The sequence below is a fragment of the Caballeronia sp. genome, from assembly GCF_028292365.1.
Taxonomy (GTDB): Bacteria; Pseudomonadota; Gammaproteobacteria; order Burkholderiales; family Burkholderiaceae; genus Caballeronia.
In genome coordinates this window covers 1-18,025 of sequence record NZ_JAQGMM010000518.1, presented here as the reverse complement: position 1 = coordinate 18,025, position 18,025 = coordinate 1, and the positions used below count along the sequence as shown (strand labels likewise).

Annotated in this window: 18 protein-coding genes; 12 read left to right on the top strand and 6 right to left on the bottom strand. The window is 59.2% G+C overall.

Features of this window, described 5'->3' with window-relative positions; all coding sequences use genetic code 11:
* Positions 1-40 precede the first annotated feature (40 nt).
* The 3 genes from nudC to JWR14_RS30155 all read right to left on the bottom strand — a co-directional run bounded on the left by nudC (position 41) and on the right by JWR14_RS30155 (position 2,873).
* Positions 41-997 (bottom strand): NAD(+) diphosphatase, encoded by a 957-nt coding sequence (gene nudC / locus JWR14_RS30165; RefSeq protein WP_299716643.1) that lies wholly within the window; start codon positions 995-997, stop codon positions 41-43.
* Positions 998-1,206: 209 nt separating this feature from the next.
* On the bottom strand, positions 1,207-1,860 hold the full coding sequence (locus JWR14_RS30160) for an RraA family protein (RefSeq protein WP_299716640.1): 654 nt from the start codon (positions 1,858-1,860) through the stop codon (positions 1,207-1,209).
* Between the two features lie 110 nt (positions 1,861-1,970).
* On the bottom strand, positions 1,971-2,873 hold the full coding sequence (locus JWR14_RS30155; protein ID WP_299716636.1) for a LysR family transcriptional regulator: 903 nt from the start codon (positions 2,871-2,873) through the stop codon (positions 1,971-1,973).
* A gap of 254 nt (positions 2,874-3,127) precedes the next feature.
* On the opposite strand from JWR14_RS30155, the gene JWR14_RS30150 reads away from it, so the two are divergent.
* Positions 3,128-4,339, top strand: coding sequence for a pyridoxal phosphate-dependent aminotransferase (locus JWR14_RS30150; RefSeq protein ID WP_299716633.1), 1,212 nt, complete (start codon positions 3,128-3,130; stop codon positions 4,337-4,339).
* A gap of 15 nt (positions 4,340-4,354) precedes the next feature.
* The gene (locus JWR14_RS30145) at positions 4,355-5,176 is read left to right on the top strand and encodes an alpha/beta hydrolase (protein WP_299716631.1); all 822 of its coding nucleotides are present in this window, start codon (positions 4,355-4,357) and stop codon (positions 5,174-5,176) included.
* A gap of 132 nt (positions 5,177-5,308) precedes the next feature.
* Here the strand turns inward: JWR14_RS30145 and JWR14_RS30140 are convergent, their stop codons facing one another.
* Both JWR14_RS30140 and JWR14_RS30135 read right to left on the bottom strand, forming a co-directional pair.
* Complete coding sequence (locus tag JWR14_RS30140) at positions 5,309-6,019, bottom strand: hypothetical protein (RefSeq protein WP_299716628.1); 711 nt, start codon at positions 6,017-6,019, stop codon at positions 5,309-5,311.
* Between the two features lie 173 nt (positions 6,020-6,192).
* A complete protein-coding gene (locus JWR14_RS30135) occupies positions 6,193-7,086 on the bottom strand; it encodes an AraC family transcriptional regulator (protein ID WP_299716625.1) in 894 nt (297 codons plus the stop codon).
* A 320-nt stretch (positions 7,087-7,406) separates the two neighbouring features.
* Between JWR14_RS30135 and JWR14_RS30130 the strand changes: the two genes are divergently transcribed.
* The 10 genes from JWR14_RS30130 (at position 7,407) to JWR14_RS30085 (ending at position 16,730) form a co-directional block, all read left to right on the top strand.
* Entirely contained in the window at positions 7,407-8,288 is an 882-nt protein-coding gene (locus JWR14_RS30130; protein WP_299716740.1) for an SDR family NAD(P)-dependent oxidoreductase, read from the top strand.
* A gap of 210 nt (positions 8,289-8,498) precedes the next feature.
* Positions 8,499-9,215, top strand: coding sequence for a hypothetical protein (locus JWR14_RS30125; RefSeq protein WP_299716622.1), 717 nt, complete (start codon positions 8,499-8,501; stop codon positions 9,213-9,215).
* A 285-nt stretch (positions 9,216-9,500) separates the two neighbouring features.
* Entirely contained in the window at positions 9,501-10,520 is a 1,020-nt protein-coding gene (locus JWR14_RS30120; protein ID WP_299716619.1) for a MoxR family ATPase, read from the top strand.
* A 24-nt stretch (positions 10,521-10,544) separates the two neighbouring features.
* Positions 10,545-11,408, top strand: a complete 864-nt coding sequence (locus JWR14_RS30115) for a DUF58 domain-containing protein (RefSeq protein ID WP_299716737.1) — start codon at positions 10,545-10,547, stop codon at positions 11,406-11,408.
* A complete protein-coding gene (locus JWR14_RS30110; protein WP_299716616.1) occupies positions 11,405-12,277 on the top strand; it encodes a calcium incorporation protein MxaA in 873 nt (290 codons plus the stop codon). The genes JWR14_RS30115 and JWR14_RS30110 overlap by 4 nt, the downstream gene beginning before the upstream one ends.
* A complete protein-coding gene (locus JWR14_RS30105) occupies positions 12,274-13,254 on the top strand; it encodes a vWA domain-containing protein (protein WP_299716613.1) in 981 nt (326 codons plus the stop codon). Before JWR14_RS30110 ends, JWR14_RS30105 begins: the two co-directional genes overlap by 4 nt.
* Positions 13,251-13,796 (top strand): hypothetical protein, encoded by a 546-nt coding sequence (locus tag JWR14_RS30100; RefSeq protein ID WP_299716610.1) that lies wholly within the window; start codon positions 13,251-13,253, stop codon positions 13,794-13,796. The genes JWR14_RS30105 and JWR14_RS30100 overlap by 4 nt, the downstream gene beginning before the upstream one ends.
* 98 nt (positions 13,797-13,894) lie before the next feature.
* Positions 13,895-14,800, top strand: a complete 906-nt coding sequence (locus JWR14_RS30095; protein WP_299716734.1) for a vWA domain-containing protein — start codon at positions 13,895-13,897, stop codon at positions 14,798-14,800.
* Positions 14,801-14,981: 181 nt separating this feature from the next.
* Positions 14,982-15,443 (top strand): DUF3280 domain-containing protein, encoded by a 462-nt coding sequence (locus tag JWR14_RS30090; protein WP_299716608.1) that lies wholly within the window; start codon positions 14,982-14,984, stop codon positions 15,441-15,443.
* A gap of 153 nt (positions 15,444-15,596) precedes the next feature.
* Positions 15,597-16,730, top strand: a complete 1,134-nt coding sequence (locus JWR14_RS30085) for a cytochrome D1 domain-containing protein (protein ID WP_299716605.1) — start codon at positions 15,597-15,599, stop codon at positions 16,728-16,730.
* A gap of 57 nt (positions 16,731-16,787) precedes the next feature.
* Here the strand turns inward: JWR14_RS30085 and JWR14_RS30080 are convergent.
* Positions 16,788-18,025 (bottom strand): TonB-dependent receptor (locus JWR14_RS30080; protein ID WP_299716602.1); only part of this gene is annotated, 1,238 nt, incomplete at its 5' end.

The window sequence follows — 18,025 nt, the reverse complement described above, 5'->3', positions numbered from 1 at the left end:
CAGTGCTCGTACTTGAAACTGCGCTTCTTTCGCGGGACGCTTAGCCGAGCAATACCGAGCTACCCTTCTCGACGTAGGCCCGCAGCAAATGATGTGCAATGGCGAACGGCTTGGGCGCCGACAGTCCGTCCGCATGCGTTCCCGCGAGCATCGCTGCAACCTCCTGGCGCGAGAACCAGCGGGCGTCTTCGAGTTCGTTCGTATCGACGACAATGTCGGTATCGCTCGCCTGCGCAAAGCAGCCGATCATCAGCGACGAAGGAAACGGCCACGGCTGCGACGCGAAGTAGGCAACCTGCGCACACTTCACGTGAGCTTCCTCCATCACTTCGCGGCGCACGGCGTCTTCCGCGGTCTCGCCCGGTTCAACGAAACCAGCCAGCGCCGAGTACATTCCAGGGACGAATTGGCGCTGGCGTCCGAGCAGACACCGTTCGCCGTCTATCACCAGCATGATCACGACTGGATCCACCCGCGGGAAATGGCGTGTGCCGCACACATCGCAGACGCGTTGCCAGCCGGCGGTCGTGACGCGGCTGGCGGAGCCGCAATTCGCGCAGAAGGAGTGGCGTCGATGCCAGTCGAGCATTGACTTCGCCTCGGCCAGCATTCCGAGCGATCGTGCCGCGACGAGGTCTCGCAGCGCGAGCGAGCGAAGGTCGATGCGGTCATAGCCCGCGTCTGGCAATGGGTCCTCCGGCGCAGAGTTAAGCGCAGGGTTAAGCGTGATAGCGAGCGCAAAGCGTCCGCCGCCGTCGGTGTCTTCCCCGAGGAAGACGGTATGAAGCGGCTGGCCGAAGGCAGCGGTCTCGCTGGCGAGGAACCACGGTTCGTACTCGCTGCCTCGCTTGAGCAAGGGGACGTCGCCGTCGAAGACGATAAAGCGCGCGGCCGGGTCGCTGCGTAGAAGCTCGAGAAAGGCGTGGTCGTCCCGCTTGTCGGAGTGACGCTCGAGCGGGTTGAAGTTAAAGCCGATGGACGCAGAAGAAGCAGTCATCACGGTCGTTGACATAGAGGGGAGAAGATCGCCAAGTATGGCACGGGGTTCAGTCGGGCGCTTGCCGGGGCTCAGTCGGAGTCGACATGAAGGACTCCAGCCCGCCAGGAACGGAATTTCGTCAGGAAAGTATCTGAATCGATGCCCCGCTGATCACCGAGCGAGTTCCTCACCCAGTTCCCGATCTTCGTCGCTCATCACGTCTATTTCTACTTGATCGCGTCAAACTCCTTGTCATGCATTACATTTGCGACCGAGCGGCCGGCACGCACTGCCTCCACCATGGCATCCTGTCGGCGCGCGATACGCTCGCCAAGCTCGATGACTTCTTCGATCCTTTCACTTGGGACGAATACTGTTCCGCATCGGTCGGCAATGACGAAATCATCTTGTCGCACAAGAACACCAGCGAAGCGGATTGGCTTGGCCGACGACAGTTGTGCCAACCGGTTGCGCGCGCTGATCATCGTGATCCCTCGTCCGTAAACGGGATAGCCAATCGACTCGCTACCTTCAATATCCCGGCTGACACCATCGATCACGGTGCCACGCACGCGCTTGAACTGCGCAGCGTTCGCGATGATGTCGCCCCAGCAGGAGATCCCTTGCGTCCCGCCGCCAATAACCAGCACGCGGTCATCGGTATCAATCTCGGCAATCACTGGCGTGATGATATGGGCCTTTTGCTGTCCGTCAGCCTTGGGTCCCAACTGGATGGTGCTGGCGCGGCCAACGATTTTCGGACAGTCCCATAGCGGCTGAATGCCGAATGTCGCTCCGGCCAGACCGAGAAAATCCAGCGCGTCCGACACCGTGTTGGTGTCGAGTGCCGCGAGGCGGTCGAGTAACGAACGCTCTGCCATGACAAGCCTCAATGTGGTGGTGAGGAGGCCAGTCTCACATCTGTAGTTCGATATGACTATTTCGAATTACGGAATAGATTGATACGTTGAGGCTATCAGGAAAGGGTGAATCAGGATGGACGTTTTCCAAGCTTCAGCATGGTGACTACCGCGTCCACTAGCGGGTTTTCCCGCGCCGTGCTCCAGGCCATTGCCGTTGTCACCACACGCACGTTCTCCCTCAGCGGGCGGAACACGACGTTCTCAGGCGCGAGCTTCTTCAGCGAAGCCGGCACCAGCGCGATGCCCTGGCCGCAGCCTACGAACGCGACCTGAGACGCGACGGAGCGCACCTCGTGAAGTATCCGGGGTGAAAACCCATTTGCGCGGCACGACGCCACCAGACTGTCAAAGTACACCGGACTCACCTGGCGCGAAAACATCACGAAATCTTCGCCCGCGAGGGACGCTAGCCGAATGCGGGAAGTAGCTGCCATCGCATGCTCGCGTGGCATCGCCACCGCGAGGCGATCCTGCGCCAGCGCAAGTGACTGGATCGTCCCTCCCAGTTCCCCCTCCAGCCTGGCAAAGGCCAGGTCAATGTCGCCGGCTTCAAGCGCTGGAATGGCTTCGGCGCTGTCGATCTCTTTTACCGATACCGTGAGCTGCGGGTAGTCGGCCTTCAGCCGTTCGACAAGCGGCGGCAGGACATCGAGCATGGCCGACGAGATCGCGCCGATGGTCAGCACGCCGCTGCGCCCGGCAACGGCCTCGTGTACCGCGAGTTCGAGCCGCTGGAGCTGCTCCGCGAACTTGCGCACGGCCGGCAGGATGGCCGCGCCCACCGGGGTGAGATAGGTGCCGCGCCGGGAGCGTTCGAAGAGCTTTACCTTCAGCGCCTGTTCCAGTGCCTGGATCTGCTCGGTCAACGGGGGCTGGGACATGTCCAGGCGCTTGGCAGCGCGTCCGAAGTGCTGCTCCTCGGCGACCGCCAGGAAGAGCCACAAATGACGGATAAGCCGAAAGTTGATCATGGTCGTTCGATAGGTTTGGCGTATCAGATGCTTCAATTATTCGGAATTTACATATCGGACTGTATGCGGGAATGTACGTCATCGCAACCAGATCACGGCACTGCCATGACTAGACGTGCACGGGACGCCCGTTGCCGACGTGATGCTCGACAACGAATTCGAAGCTATCGAAGAAGGAAACAACTGATGATGCAGCAGCTCACGCAAGGGGCGAGCACGCTTGAATTTCTGGGCCTGACACGCTGGAGAATCGCATGAACAGGGACCAGCACATTCTGAACATTCACCTGGCCCGGGCACAACCCTCTGCCACTTACCGCATGATGGACCGCGTCGCGGTTCGCCGTGCTTCCGGCACCAAGGTCATCTCGCTGAGCGCCGGTGAACCCGATTTCGACACGCCCGCGCACATACGCGAGGCTGCAATCGAGGCGATTCGTGCAGGGCACACCCGCTATACGCAGGTTGCCGGCATGCGCGCGCTTCGCGAGGCAGTAGCTGCGAAGTTCCGCAACGAGAACGGCCTCGAGGTTGGCTGGCAGGACACTATCGTCTGCAGCGGCGGTAAACAGGTGATATACAACGCGCTGGCGGTGACCCTCAACGAAGGGGATGAGGTGATCGTGCCCGCACCGTACTGGGTGAGCTACCCGGAGATGGTCCAGCTGTGCGGCGCGCGCCCGGTCATCGTGACCTGCGGGAGCGAGAGTGGATTCAAACTCACGCCACAGGCGTTAGCCGATGCAATCGGATCACGCACGCGCTGGGTGATTCTTAACTCACCTTCTAATCCAACGGGCGCGGTCTACACCCGGGACGAGCTTGCGGCGCTCGCCGAAGTACTCCTTGCTCACCCGCATGTGCAGGTGCTTTCAGATGATATCTACGAGCACCTGATCTTCGACGGCGCTGTCTTCCACACGATCGCCCAGGTCGAGCCGCGTCTGATGTCCCGCACGCTGACGATGAACGGCGTGTCCAAGGCGTATGCCATGACAGGCTGGCGCATCGGATTTGGGACCGGACCGCGTTGGCTGCTCGATGCCATGGAGAAGCTTCAAGGACAGCAGACCTCCGGTGCCAGTTCGATCTCACAGCATGCAGCACTCGCTGCGCTCACAGGTCCGCAGCAATTCATCGGTGAAACATGTTCTGTGTTCGAGCAGCGGCGCGACCTGATGGTGCGATTGCTCAATGAGACGCCAGGATTGTCATGCCCTACGCCAGGTGGCGCGTTCTACGCGTTTGTATCGTGCGAGGAGCTGATCGGACGAACGACGGCTGCGGGTACAAAATTAAATACCGACGACGACGTGGCGGGTGCGCTGCTGGATGAGGCCAACGTGGCCGTCGTGCAGGGCAGTGCGTTTGGTCTTGCTCCGTATATCCGCATCGCGTATGCCTTGGACGACGATGCGTTGATCGACGCATGCCGGGCGATCAAGCGCTTCTGTCACTCGTTGTAAAAGGACGCGCTAACAATGTCATCAAACACAGAACTCACGAAGACAACGATTGAGCTGGACGTGCCCGGTGTCAGGCTGAAGCTTGCGACCATGTATCGAGCCGGGGAAGGGGCGCCAATTTTATTTCTGCACGGCTTCGGGTCAACCAAGGAAGATTACGCGGATGTCGTTCTAAATCAGGCGTTTGACGGGCATCCTATCATCGCTTACGACGCCCCCGGCTGTGGTGAAACTGAATGCGACGATCTGAACGCCGTGTCCATTCCATTCCTTGTTGAAACGGCACGCCGCCTGCTCGCGCACTTCTCCGTGGCTGACTTCCATTTGGTCGGACACTCGATGGGTGGGCTGACGGCGTTGCTGTTGGCAGATGCAGAACCCACCCGCGTTCTAAGCTTTACGGACATTGAAGGGAACGTCGCTCCAGAAGATTGTTTTCTAAGTCGCCAGATCATGGATTTTCCTTCCGAAAGCGCTGAGGCATTCTTCGAGAACTTCGTCGAAAGGACATGGCATTCGCATTACCACTCCTCTGCGCTTTACGCAGCGAGCCTTCGGCATAAAGTACGGGCAGCAGCTGTTCCAGGCATCTTTAAGTCGATGGTCGAGCTTTCTGACCACGGAGACCTGATGAGGCGCTTTCTGTCACTCCCGTGTCCGAGAATGTTCATGCATGGTGAGGAAAACGACGGTTTATCCTACCTCTCCAGCCTCCGGGAAAACGGTGTGAGGGTCGCGAGGATTCGTTCCTGCGGACATTTCCCGATGTACTCAAATCCGGTTGAGATGTGGAACATGATATCGGATTTCATAAGCCATCCTGATGGATCGCATTAGAGCGTCATATACTACTGCGCGGATTGTCCAAGGCTCGATGACCAGCCATCCGATAGATAAACAATACGAATCACGAGGGCATGGTGCATGAATCGGACGCCTCCAGATCATGCGGAGCAATGGACATGTGTCTCAGCCACTGGGCAGCCCAAGCTTACCGCCGAACAATAAAAAGATGAGCAAGAAACAAAGCGAAATCGCGCGCTTTACAGCGCCGGTGACCACGGTCAATGGCCTCAGCATGCCGTTGAGGCGGCGGTTGTGCTCTGTCTTCTCCTGAGTGTCCAGAATCACCCTGAGATTATTGTCGCAGCAGGTTAATAGGTCTGCGCCGGAATAGCCGCTCAGGCTGTTATGGTCATGCCGGTGGCCAGCGATGTCCGTGGACCACGTCGCATTAAAATCACCGGTGTTGTTGTTCCCGGACTGCGTAAAACCGTATTTCTCCAGCCGGGCGATTTCCTTGCCCGGGAGCCTGATATCAAGAGCGCGCAGTTCTGAATCATAGCCTATGAAGGTGACCGTCAGACGCGAGCTAAAGCTGCCGTCAGTGTTGAGTTGCAGAGTGGACAGATCTCCGTGGGCGAACCATGGCGTGTCGGAACTCTTCATGGGGCTGGAGTGCTTCAGAGGCGCCAAGGCCAGGCTCAAGGCCTTGGTGGGAAGAGCGAAATCGTAGTCGTAATGTTCTGTGCGTACGAGCAGCCTGTCTCCTGCGCTGTCGAGTTTCATCTCGTCAATAGATTCGCTGCTCATCTGAGGGTGTTCCGGGAACTCGGGGACCAGGTAGCACACAGCGACAAAACAAACCGCAAAAATCGCCAGGTATTTGATGTATTTCATTCGTGACTTTTGAGCCATGGTTCTGAATCGCAGTTTAAGACACGACGCGACTCCGTTGCACGGGGCGCCGGCGAAACGCACGACGAAGTAATACTCGGGTAAGAGTCGGGTAAGACTCAGCTACGCTCGCGCGCGTGACTGCGTGACTAATCGCGGTCTTCCCGCCGCATCTGCTAAGCCAAGGGCGCCTGTAGCTCGGCGATGTCGCGTTTTGGCGGTGTTCCGAACATCCTCGCGTACTCGCGACTGAACTGCGAGACGCTTTCATAACCCACTCTATAAGCGGCGCCCGTTACGTTGGTTCCGTCTTCTACCATCAGACGGCGGGCCTCAAGCAGTCGCAGCTGCTTTTGATACTGGATAGGCGTCAGGGAAGTGAGTAACTTGAAATGCTGGTAAAAGGACGATGGACTCATTTGAGCCTTATCAGCAAGTTGCTCGATGCGAATAGGACGAGCGATTTCACCGCGCAAAAGAGAGATCGCTTCGGTAATGCGTTGCGTGCGGCCATTAGGTGACGCGAGCTTGCAGATTTCGCCCGCACTCTCGCCGGTCAGCAGCCAATAGGATACTTCCCGCATGATTGAAGGGAAAAGGATCGGCGCAGCCTGCGGCGTCCCAAGCATCTGGATTATCCGGCCGATGCAATCGGCCAGTGGCCCTTCAACATCCATCGCGAAGACCCCCATGCGAGCATTTCCATCGTGTTTTGGAGGCGGGGAGAGTTGTGCACTGACTTCCCGCAATATGCCGAGGTCAAGCTGCAGGACCATGCCCAGATAGGGCTCGCTTTTGCTCGCTCGCGTCACTCGACCAACACCAGGAAGTTCTACGCTGACCGCGAGGGCTTGCATCTCGCCGTAGTCAAACAGCTTGTCGCCGAACAATACCTGTTTCGCTCCCTGCAAGGTAATGCACAGCGCGGGTTTGTACATGACATGGTAGGGCAGCCTCTCACACGTCGAACGCATAAGAAACAATCCGTCGATCGGAGTGACGAGCGCTCCGTCGTCTCCGCCGTTGCTATCCAGGTAATGATTCAGGGCGGCTATCAAGGTCGGCGACATGCGATGTCTCCAGAGGGGATGAGACGAGTTCATGACGGGCTAAAGGGTGGGCAATTTTAGCGCTGAATCTCCAAATAGAAATTGGATTTGGAGGATTGTGCAAAATATTTGAGGATTCAGGCATGCGAACCTCAGTCCCTCAGCCGATACTTCCTGGCATGCACAAGCAACTCACGAGGCACGACATGCCGGGCGAAACTCAAGGAAAAGCGACTAAGAAAGCGGCCATCACAAGGGACGTTGACCGCGAACGCGCAGAGGCTTTCGCCGGCCTGACCCTCTAACACACGGACGAAGGTGATTCATTGAAAACCATAGTGATGACGGGCGGTACATCGGGTCTGGGCAAAGTGGCCGCGCAGCAGATTGCCGAGACGCCCGGCATGCGTATTTTGCTTGGAGCCCGTTCTGCGAGCCAGTTTGCCGTTAAGACATTGCCGCTCGATCTCACTAGCCTTGCCAGTGTCTGCGTGTTTGCGCAGGGCGTCATTCAGGAGCTTGGGGATGAGTTGATCGCCGGGCTCGTGCTGAATGCAGGGACGCAGTTTCCAAATATTAACCAGCGGACGGAAGATGGTTTTGAGACTACGTTCGCCGTCAACTATCTGGCGCATTACCTGTTGCTGCAGTTGCTGCTGCCGAAGCTTGCGCAAGGTGCGACGGTCGTCATCACTACCAGCGATACACACGACCCGGACAAGAATCCAATGGCGCCTAAGAAACTCGATCCGGAGTTGTTGGCTTATCCTCAAGGACAGGGCGGCTCGACCGGATTTTCGGCAGGATTTCGCGCGTATGCAGCATCGAAGCTCTGTGACCTGCTTATGGCCCGCGGGTTGGCCGGATCCAACGAGGCGAAGGAAAAGGGCTTGACTGTTGTTGCATACAATCCAGGCCTTACCGTCGGAACATCTTTATTTCGGGCGTGGCCGCTTTGGGCCCGACTGGCAATGGGTACCGTCGGTCTGATCCGGCCGATGGCGCGTCTTGCAACCGTGGAACAGGCCGGGCAAAACCTCGCAGACCTGGCACTTGGCCGGATAACGCCACCCACCGGACGTCTGTATGCCTCGCTTGTCAAACGTCAGCTCACATGGCCCGATCCGTCGGAGCTTGCGCGCCAGGATGTCGCGATGAACGGCCTTTGGAGCGACAGCGCACGCATGGTCAGATCTTTTTTGTCCGGCGCGAGTTCTTGTTAGGAAAGCGAATCAAATGGTTGCCGGGTATAGGTCGATGAAAAACCATCCATGTAGACAGTGCTTGGTATTCCAGTTTGACTCATCGCCGGCCTGCCGGTTGTCATGAGCCTTCAGAGAGGTCGACCAACGAGCACCACCCTGTATTTATTAGCATTGCCTTTTCATGGCAATTCAAAAACATGCAAGCGCAATCCAAAAACCAGGCTTTAAATGATTGGCAACACGGCAAGATATTCTTCCATTGCAGCGCTGACTGGTCTCGTCATTGGACTGACCGGATGTAGTTCGGCCCCAGTTGGTAGTGATCCATCACTCACGGTCGCACAACGTGACCAGGCACAACGGGAGGCCAGGCGCCCGGCTGCCGAACCGAACGAGCCGAACGAGCCGAACGGGCCTTACGAGACCGTGATCGTCGAATTCGATCTACAAGTTCCATTTGCCAAATTTTCCAGATGGTTTGCGGAGAAAGGTGCTCCCGAATTCTCGGTGTTCCTGAATGGAAAATATTCTTATTTTCCTCTCCCATCTCTTCGGTCACCATCCGCTGCAGAGCCTGGCCCGCTGCGCAGCAACGCGTTGATTGGCGCGTGGAGAAACGTGGGCGACCGTCGACGAGTCGTCTTTGCCGATGGTTCCAGCGCGCTTGAGGAGATCACGGCCGATCAATTGCCGCAGCGGTTTCAGTATGAAGTATGGAATCTCACAAACGATACCGGCCGATATATTACGCACGCGTTCTCGGATTTCCGCTTCTCGGGAGGCGACCGTGTCACGCACATTCGTTGGGAGTATTCGTTCCACCGCAGGGGTGTGCCCGACGGTTTGTTTATTTCTGCATTCGTCCACCATGACTTCCGGCAGTTTATGGAAGCAACGTTGACAGCGATGCAGGTTCGGGCACGCGCTGAGCCCGGAACGGAGTGAGCGCCAATCTTGCACAGCAGGAAAAGCATGGCGGCACCAAGTTTCCGTTGTGTCCGGACCATAACAGCCCGCTCGATCAGCGACGTTGAATCGCAGGCACAACGTGTACCGCCGGCTGTGACAGTGTGTTTCTCAGTCGCTCCCGGCGTGGCCGATTAAAACCCTCGCTGGCAAGGCTCTCAACAATAATTCATCGGGTGCTTAAACTCGGTACGACTTTTGCATCCTCTCGATCCGGCGCGTTGTTTCCTACATAGTGCCGCGATGCAACAGGAGACCTGGCCGATGGCTTTCGAGGAGCAACTTCAGGACTGGCGCGAGAATGCATTACGGGTGGAGCAGAGCGTCGCAGAGGCCGTCGCTGGCCAGCATGAAATCATCCGCTTGATCAATGTTGCGCTGTTTGCGCGCGGTCACGTATTGCTGGAAGGTGGCGTAGGGGTCGGCAAAACGACCGTGCTGCGCGCATTTTCGCGGGCCATTGGCGGAGGTTTCGGGCGCGTGGAAGGCACCATCGACATGATGCCTGGCGACCTCATCTATCACACATATGTTGACGCGGAGGGAAGACCTCGGATTGATCCCGGTCCCTTGCTGCGCCACGGCGAAAACCTGACGACGTTCTTCTTCAACGAGATCAACCGGGCGCGGCCGCAGGTCCAGTCGCTCCTGCTGCGCGCGATGGCCGAGCGTACCGTTTCCGCGTTTGACCGTGAATATCAATTTCCTCATATGACGGTATTCGCGGATCGTAACAAGGTTGAACGTGAGGAGACGTTCGAGCTGGCATCGGCTGCTCGGGACCGGTTTCTCTTCGAACTGAACATGCCGACGCCGTCAGATTCCGAAGTAAGACGCGCGCTGGTTTTCGATCCTGTTTTCCACGATGTCGACGCGTTGCTCGAACGGGTGACGCCTGGCGTGGTCCGATGGGCAGAGTTGAACGACATCGGCGCCAGCATTCAACGCAACGTGAGCGCCAGCGCGACGATCGAGCGTTACGTGCTCGACATCTGGCGCGCGACCGAGAACCCGCAGCAATTCGATATTGCGCTGGACGGCGTTGACATGGAGCGGCTCATCCTCGTTGGCGCGAGTCCGCGCGGCATGAGCGCGCTCTTGCGGGCGGCGCGTGTGGTCGCGTGGCTGGCCGGGCGCTCGCATTTGATACCGGAGGATATTCACGCAGTGTTATTGCCCGCGCTCGGGCATCGCGTGTTCTTCACGCCAATCTACGAACTGCGCCGACAGGAACTTGCGGAAGCGCTGATTGCGCAGATCATGGCGAGAGTCGCGGTGCCGTAACGTCATGAAGACATCATGAATACGATCAGCGCAATGCCAGAATTTCACTACCGGTTGCCAATGCGCGCCGGTGGCTCGCGACCTGGATCGCATCCCGGTTCGAGCTTCGGTGCGGGTCAGGCGTTCGCCATGCACGCGCGTCTTTTCGATCATCCGGATCCACGCCGTATTGATTTACGCGCGAGCTTGCGGGCTATTCCCGCCGAGTGGCTCGTTCGCGTTCATCTGCAACGCGTGGCCGTACCGATATATGTCGTGATCGACGTATCAGCGTCGATGCACTTCGGGCAGATCAAATCCAAGCTCGACGTTGCAGCGGATTTTGTAGCCGCGCTGGGTTACAGCGCGTTCCGAGCGGGCGATCAGGTCGGCATGCTCGTGTTCGATGCCGCCGAGCGTGAAGAACTCTATTCACCAGCGCGCTATGGTCAGGGTGTTGGCGACGTAATGGCGGCCACGGTGCGCCGTGCCGCGCAATCGCCCGGCGTGGCAGGCGGTATCGATGGGCTGGAACAATCGGTCGCGAAACTTGCCGGGCGGCAGGGGATTGTCTTCATTGTCTCGGACTTTCATTGGCCGCTGAAACGGCTGCCGAAGATACTCGATACACTGACCCATGCCTACGTCATCCCGATGGTTGTATGGGACCGCGCGGAAGTGGAGCCGCCGGAGCATGGCGCGCTGCTGGCCGTTGATGATGCCGAAACGGGAGAGCGCCGAACAGTGTGGCTGCTCGGTAAAACGCGTCGGGATTGGCGCGATGCCGTCGCGCGACGGCGTGCCGAAATCGAGCGGCTCTTCGATAAGCGCGGGATACGGCCGTTTTACGTTCAGGGCGCATTCGATGCCGAAGCGTTGTCGCGATACTTCCTGGAAGCGGTCGCATGAGCCCATTCGCGCGTCCGCTATTCCTGGTCATCACGGCAGTAATCCTAAGCATGACGCATGCTGCCAGGGCGGCGCCTGCGCCGGTCATCGTGGAGCAACCGCGCGCGTTCGGCTACACGGTCGGCGATGTGCTTTCGCAACGCATCCTGCTCCCTTTGGGCAACGACGGTTCTAGCGCCGCCGCGACGCCATCGACGGGGCGCATCGGCATTTGGTTCGAGCGCCACCATCCGCGCATTGAAACGGATGGGGAAGGGCGGCGATGGATGGTCATCGACTATCAGATCGTGAACGCGCCGCAAACGCTCACCACTATTTCTCTGCCCGCGCTGACACTGGGGTCGGTGCAGGTGCCGGAATGGCCGGTAAGCGTGAGTCCGCTCACGCCAAATACGGCATTTGGCACAGGCGACCTTCTACCACTGCGTCCCGACCGGCCAGCGCCGTTACCCGCCATTGCGCCGCTGCGCAGGCAGGCCATGTGGGCGCTTGGGTTCCTTGCATTGACGCTTGCCGCCTGGTTCGGCTGGTGGAAATGGCGTAACACACGCGAAGCGGCGCGCTTGCCGTTTGCCCGGGCGTACATGGAGATGCAGCGCCTGGAGTCATCTCAGTCCGATAAAAATGCGCGCGGATGGCTGTGTCTGCATCGTGCATTAAACGAGACGGCGGGTCAGGTCGTGCACGCCGGTTCACTGCCGAGCCTGCTTGCAAGAGCGCCGCATTTGCAAGCGCTGCAGCCGCAGCTCGAACGCTTCTACCAGCACTCGGGCGAGCGTTTCTTTGCTTCGCGTTCAGCTGATGAAAGCTTCCCCCTGCTCGACTTGAGCCGCGCGCTCTATCGCGTGGAGAGGCGTCAGCAGCAATGACTTCACCTATCGACTTCGCTCATCCTTACGTGCTTGCCCTAATGCCGCTCGCATGCCTTCCGTTGCTGCGTCGACGCGGTGATGCGCTGAGCTTTTCATATATCGGATGGCTGCCGGTCGACCGGCTCGGACGTGCCGTCGGGATGGTATGGCGAGGCTGCGCGGTGCTGGCGATACTTGCCATTGTCATCGGTCTTGCAGGCCCGGGCCGTTCCAATATGCATGTTCTGCACACCGGCACCGGTGCCGAAATTCTCATCCTGATGGACCGCAGTTCCAGCATGGATGACACGATGGGGCGGCAGCCCATCGACTCGCGGGGCATGTCGAAGAATGAAGTCGCTCGCCGGGCGATAACCCGTTTCGTCGATGACCGTCCGAACGACCGGTTCGCGTTCATGATGTTCGGCATCAGCCCTATACCGGTCATTCGCTTCACGGCGAATCATGCGATTATTCAGGATGCGATAGCCGGCACGGGCATTGGCCGCGGCATGGCAGACACGCAGCTCGATCGCGGTTTGCGCGCAGCGATCGGACAATTTGACGGACGTCGTTACGACGGCCACCGGGCGATCGTCCTTGTCTCGGACGGCGGCGCAAGACTCGACGCGCAAGCGCGTCGCGATATAGAAGAAGGCCTCGCGCGCAATCAAGTCGACCTGTATTTCATCTACTTGCGCAGTGGCGTATACAGCCCTGATCTGCGGGCGGTCGCCGCCAACGATACCTCCGCCGAGGCCGAGCTGCACCGTTTTTTTCTCACGTTGAAGTCCCCGTATCACCTCTATCAAGCAAACGATGCCGATGCGATGGCCGCCGCGATGACCGATATCAACCGGCAGCAAAAATATCAGGTGTCGTTTGTCGAGCAGTTGCCGCGACAGGACCGCAGTCCTTATTGCTTTGCGGCCGCGCTGGTCTTCTGCGCTTTCCTGCTCGCGTTGCATCTGGTTCAGGTCAGGAGTTGGGCATGAGACGCTCCTGGACTCACATCGCGTTCGGACTTGTCGCGCTGGCTTGTGCGGCCGTAGTGGCGGATGGAGGATTACGCATGAAGCATGCTGAAGATGTGCGCCAGGCTGTTGCCCAAGCAGATGCCATGACCAGCGCGTCTTCCCATCTAGCCGATCTCCCCGAAGCTCGATTGGCCCGTGCGATGGCGCTGTCGAAAGCGGGCGCTTACGCGGACGCACAGAGGCTCTATGAGGCACTGATACAAGACGACGCCAGCAGCGACCTGGCGCATGCCGCGGTTTTCGACCTGGGCAATATGTATCTACGTCAGGCGACCGGCGAGGGAAATCCCGGTCCTGTCAAATCGTTGCCTTTACTGGAACAGGCGAAGCAACGATACCGCCAGTTGCTGCGCGCGACGCCCGGTGACTGGGACGCGCGCTACAACCTCGAACGCGCGTTGTGGCGCGCTCCGGAAGAGACCGGGAGCGCCGACGAGCCGGATGTCAAGGAGCAACACGACGTCAAGTTGCGCGGGGCTCAGGCTGAGGATCTGCCGTGAAAACCGCTCCACATGGGCGAAGCCTTGCGCGAAGTCTCTTCAGCCCGCAACAGTGGCCGGTCGTGCTCGCGCTGCTGTTGCTGGTCGCCGCGCTTGTGATGCCACCCGTCATTTTGCCGCGCGATACCGCGCGTTACATCGTCACCTTCGATATTACGCAAAGTATGGACACCGAGGACGTGGGGTCGAACGATGCGCCATCTAGCCGGCTTGAATTCGCCCGTGCCGCCACGCGCGAAACGTTGGGGAAATTGCCTTGCGGATCGAAGGTCGGATGGAGCGTGTTTACCGGACAGCGCACTTTACTGCTGTTGCCGCCCGTTGAGGTGTGCAGCAATTTCGACACGCTGCTGTCATCGTTAAATGAAATTGATGGGCGCATGCGCTGGACAAACTGGAGCCGCGTGGCTGAGGGTGGGATTTACTCGGCGGTGCGCACAGCGCAGGAAGTCGGGCCGGATACCGCAGTGATCTTCGTGACCGATGGTCAGGAAGCGCCACCCGTGTTGCCATCAAATGACCGGGTGCGTGAATTGGCTAGCGGAAAGGTTCATGGCTGGCTAATTGGCGTGGGCGGGGACCAGCCCGCCAACATTCCAAAGACCGATGCCAACGGCAACAGGGTGGGATTCTGGCACGCCGATGACGTGATCCAGGTCCCGACCATACCAGGCAAGCCGACCACAGCGGAAAGCCACGAAGAGTTGTCGCAACTGCGGGGCGAGTACCTTGCGTCGGTCGCATCACGGATCGGCTTCAAGTATCAGCGGCTGTTTGGGGCCGAAGCATTGACCCATGCCATGCTCGATCCACAGTTGATGCACCGGGAGCCCGCGGCGACCAATCTTAATTGGTGTCCAGCGTTGCTTGCGTTGCTGCTGCTGACCTGGCGGTTTCTTCCTGTGTGGGGTTTGCGGAGTTTACGGGGCTTAAGTTTAAGGCGGCGTCAGACTGTGAGCAGTTCGGCTTCACATGCTGGCGCGAAACGAGCGGTGACTGGCTAGACCATGTGATCCGGATAACTATGTAAAGGGCCGCTCCATGGAGGATCGCATCATCGACTCGTGGATATCTACAGCCATGCTGCAGTTGCGAAGCGTTTTACATCATGGGCCGCGGCGCACATTGTGTGTTCTGCGCAATGTCGCACTATGTCTTGCCGTTGTAACTGCCGGATCGCAGGCGATGGCTGCGCCGCGGTCGATTGCTGTTATCGACTGCACGCTCATCGACGATAACGCCTCTTACAACGACGCCGATACCAACCGCACGCAGCAGGCTCGCATTAGCCTGATCAGCGATGATCTGCGAGCCCGGTTGCGTGACCGCCAGCTTTTTCGTGTCGTCGATAACGCGCCTGCGAGCGCCATGATTACGCAACTTACTGCGGCGCAGAATATGAACGCGTGCAACGGCTGCGAGCGGCAAGTCGGACGCAAGCTTGGCGTTGAGCGTGTCGGCGTGTGCTGGGTGCAAAAAGTCAGCAACTTGATCATCAACATCAATCTTCGCGTGGAAGAGGTGGAGTCGGGCAAGACCGTGTTCGAGCGCTCGGTCGATATTCGCGGCAACACGGATTTGTCGTGGCGTCGCGGCGTCAAGGCGCTGGTCGATCGTCTCGCCGACGACCCCGACGCGACTCGCTAGACCCGCGGACGCGCTTTTGGAAAACGCTTTCGGGAGAATCTCCCGCCCCGAGCCGTTGTCAAGTACCGCCATCATGGGCTAAGTTGACCTTTGGGTCCGCGATGTCCGAGGACATCCGGTGCACCATGCAAAGAACAATAGGCGGAGACGAACATGCATCTGAAAAAGGCGACGGCGTATCTGGCGCTCGCATCGGTGGTGACGACTGGCATCACGTTGGGCGCGAGCCCGGCGTGGGCGGCGCCGACGGCTTACGTAACGAGCGAGACGGCAGGGGTTGGGGTGATCGACCTCGACCAGATGACACTCGCGAAGACGTTCTCGTTCGGCGACGATGGCCCCCGCGGCTTGAGCCTGACGGCCGACGGCCGCCGGCTGCTGCTGGCCAACAAGAAACCAGGTGATCTGTCCGAAGTCGATACAGCCACCGGCCGAGTTTTGCGGCGGGTGAAGATCGGCGAGAATCCGGAGTTTGTCCGGGTGTATGGCGGGTACGCCTACGTGACCTACGAGCCGGGCGAGGGCGGTGGGCCGCCTCCGGGCGTGTCAGGAGCACCGGGAGCGCCCGGTGCATCAGGAGGAGCGCCAGGAGCCGCACCAGGGGCCGACAAAGGCGGTCCTCCGGGCGCGGGAAAGGACGATGACAACGCGAATGAGCCGCCGGCGGAGATCGCGATTGTCGACCTGAAGAGTCTCCGGGTAATCCGTTCGGTGAAGAGCGGGCATGAGACGGAGGGCGTGGAGTTTTCCGGCGATGGCCGGGAAATGCTGGTGACCAACGAGGGCGACGATACGGTCTCGGTGTATCACGTCGGCACCGGCGCGCCGCTGCGCACGCTCAAGCTGGACCACGGATCGCGCCCGCGCGGCATCAAGCGTTCGCCTGACGGCAGGCAATACGTGGTCACCCTTGAGAACACCAACAAGTTCGTCGTGCTGGACGCCCGCAGCTTCAAGGTGATCAAGAGTGTCGATACGCAGATGGGACCCTACGGTGTCGCGTTCGACCCCGCCGGCAAGCGCCTGATGGTCGCGGCGGCGCGCGGCAAGATGTTGCAGGTATTCGATGCCAAGACCTTCGATCATGTAACCGATGTGCCGGTGGGCCAGCGTTGCTGGCACTTCAGTTTCACGCCCGACGGCTCGAAGCTGATGCTGGCATGCGGCCGGTCGAACGCCGTGTATGTCATCGACGCCACCAGCTACCAGCCGGTCAAGCAGATTGAAGGACTGCCGCTCGCGTGGGGCATCGTGACGTATCCGCACAGCGCGGGGTCGATTGAGTAGCACGCCAGTCTCGTTCGCACCGGGAGCAAGTCGCAAGAACCCGGTGCGAAACAAAACCTACTTCCACGCATACCTCAGTCCCACCCACGCTCCCCGCGGCGCGCCGATGCCAAGGAACTGCTCATTGGCCGGATTGGCGCCGTTGAAGGTATGGTTCGGGCCGTCGAAGTCATTCTCTCCAAGGATCGCAAAACTCGCATAACGCTTGTTGAGCAGGTTCGTGATGCTGGCGAACACCTGTAGCTGCTTCGTGATGTTGTAGGTGGTGTCGAGATCGATCAGGAAATAACCCGCTACTGAACCGTTCACATCCTGATTGTCTTCGTCGCCACGAGCAAAAATGCTGCCGCGATACGTGAGGTTGGTCCCCACATTCCATTTCGGCGTGGCCGCATAGTCAAGCCGCAACTTGACCGTGTTTTGCGGAATGCCGGGAATGCGGTCGCCTGGCTTGACGGTGATATTGCCGTTGGCATCCGCGCTGGAATTGCTGGAACTGCTTTCGGTCCATGCAGATTGATACGTTGCGTCCACGTAGCTATAGCTCGCGGCCACGCCCAGTGGTCCGAACTGTGTGCGCCCGGCCAGCTCCACCCCTTGCCGGCGCGTCTTGCCCACGTTCTGGAAAAAGCCCAGCGTACTGGCTGCGCCGTTGCTGCTGACGAACTGGATGTCGTTGTCGAGTGTGGTCCGGTAGAGCGCCGCGCTCCATGAGGTCCCATGTCCAAGCTGGCCTCGCGCGCCGATCTCGTAGGTCTTCGAGATCACCGGTTGCAACGACGGGTCCGCAATGAAATCGTTCGGCAAGGAACAGGGTGCGGCCGGGTCGGCACAGGCAAGTTCGATCGCGGTCGGCGAGCGCATGCCTTCGTTATAAGTGGCGTAGGCGGTGAAGGTGGGGGTCGGGTTCCAGTTAATGCCCACCGCTGGGTTGAAGCGGGAGAAAGTATGGCTGCCGTCGAGCAGCGGCTGTACACCGCTTTCATCGCCGATGACGGACTTGGACCAGTTATAACGTCCTGCCAGTGTCATGGACCACTGCTGCGTGATCGACAACGTATCTTCGAAATACACGCCATAGTTGGCGTTGCGCGTCTTTGCATCGGTTTGAGACTCATAGGGACCAATGCCTATGGTCGCCCGTGAGTCAGTGAACTGCGCGTCTTGTGAAGCCTGCGTGAAATGCGAGTTGGCGAAGTCGCCCGCCATGCCCGCGACAAACTGGTTCTCCATCCCGGCCAGCTTGTTGAGCAGCGTCATTTGCAGGCTCGCGCCGTAGCTGTCGGTGACGATCA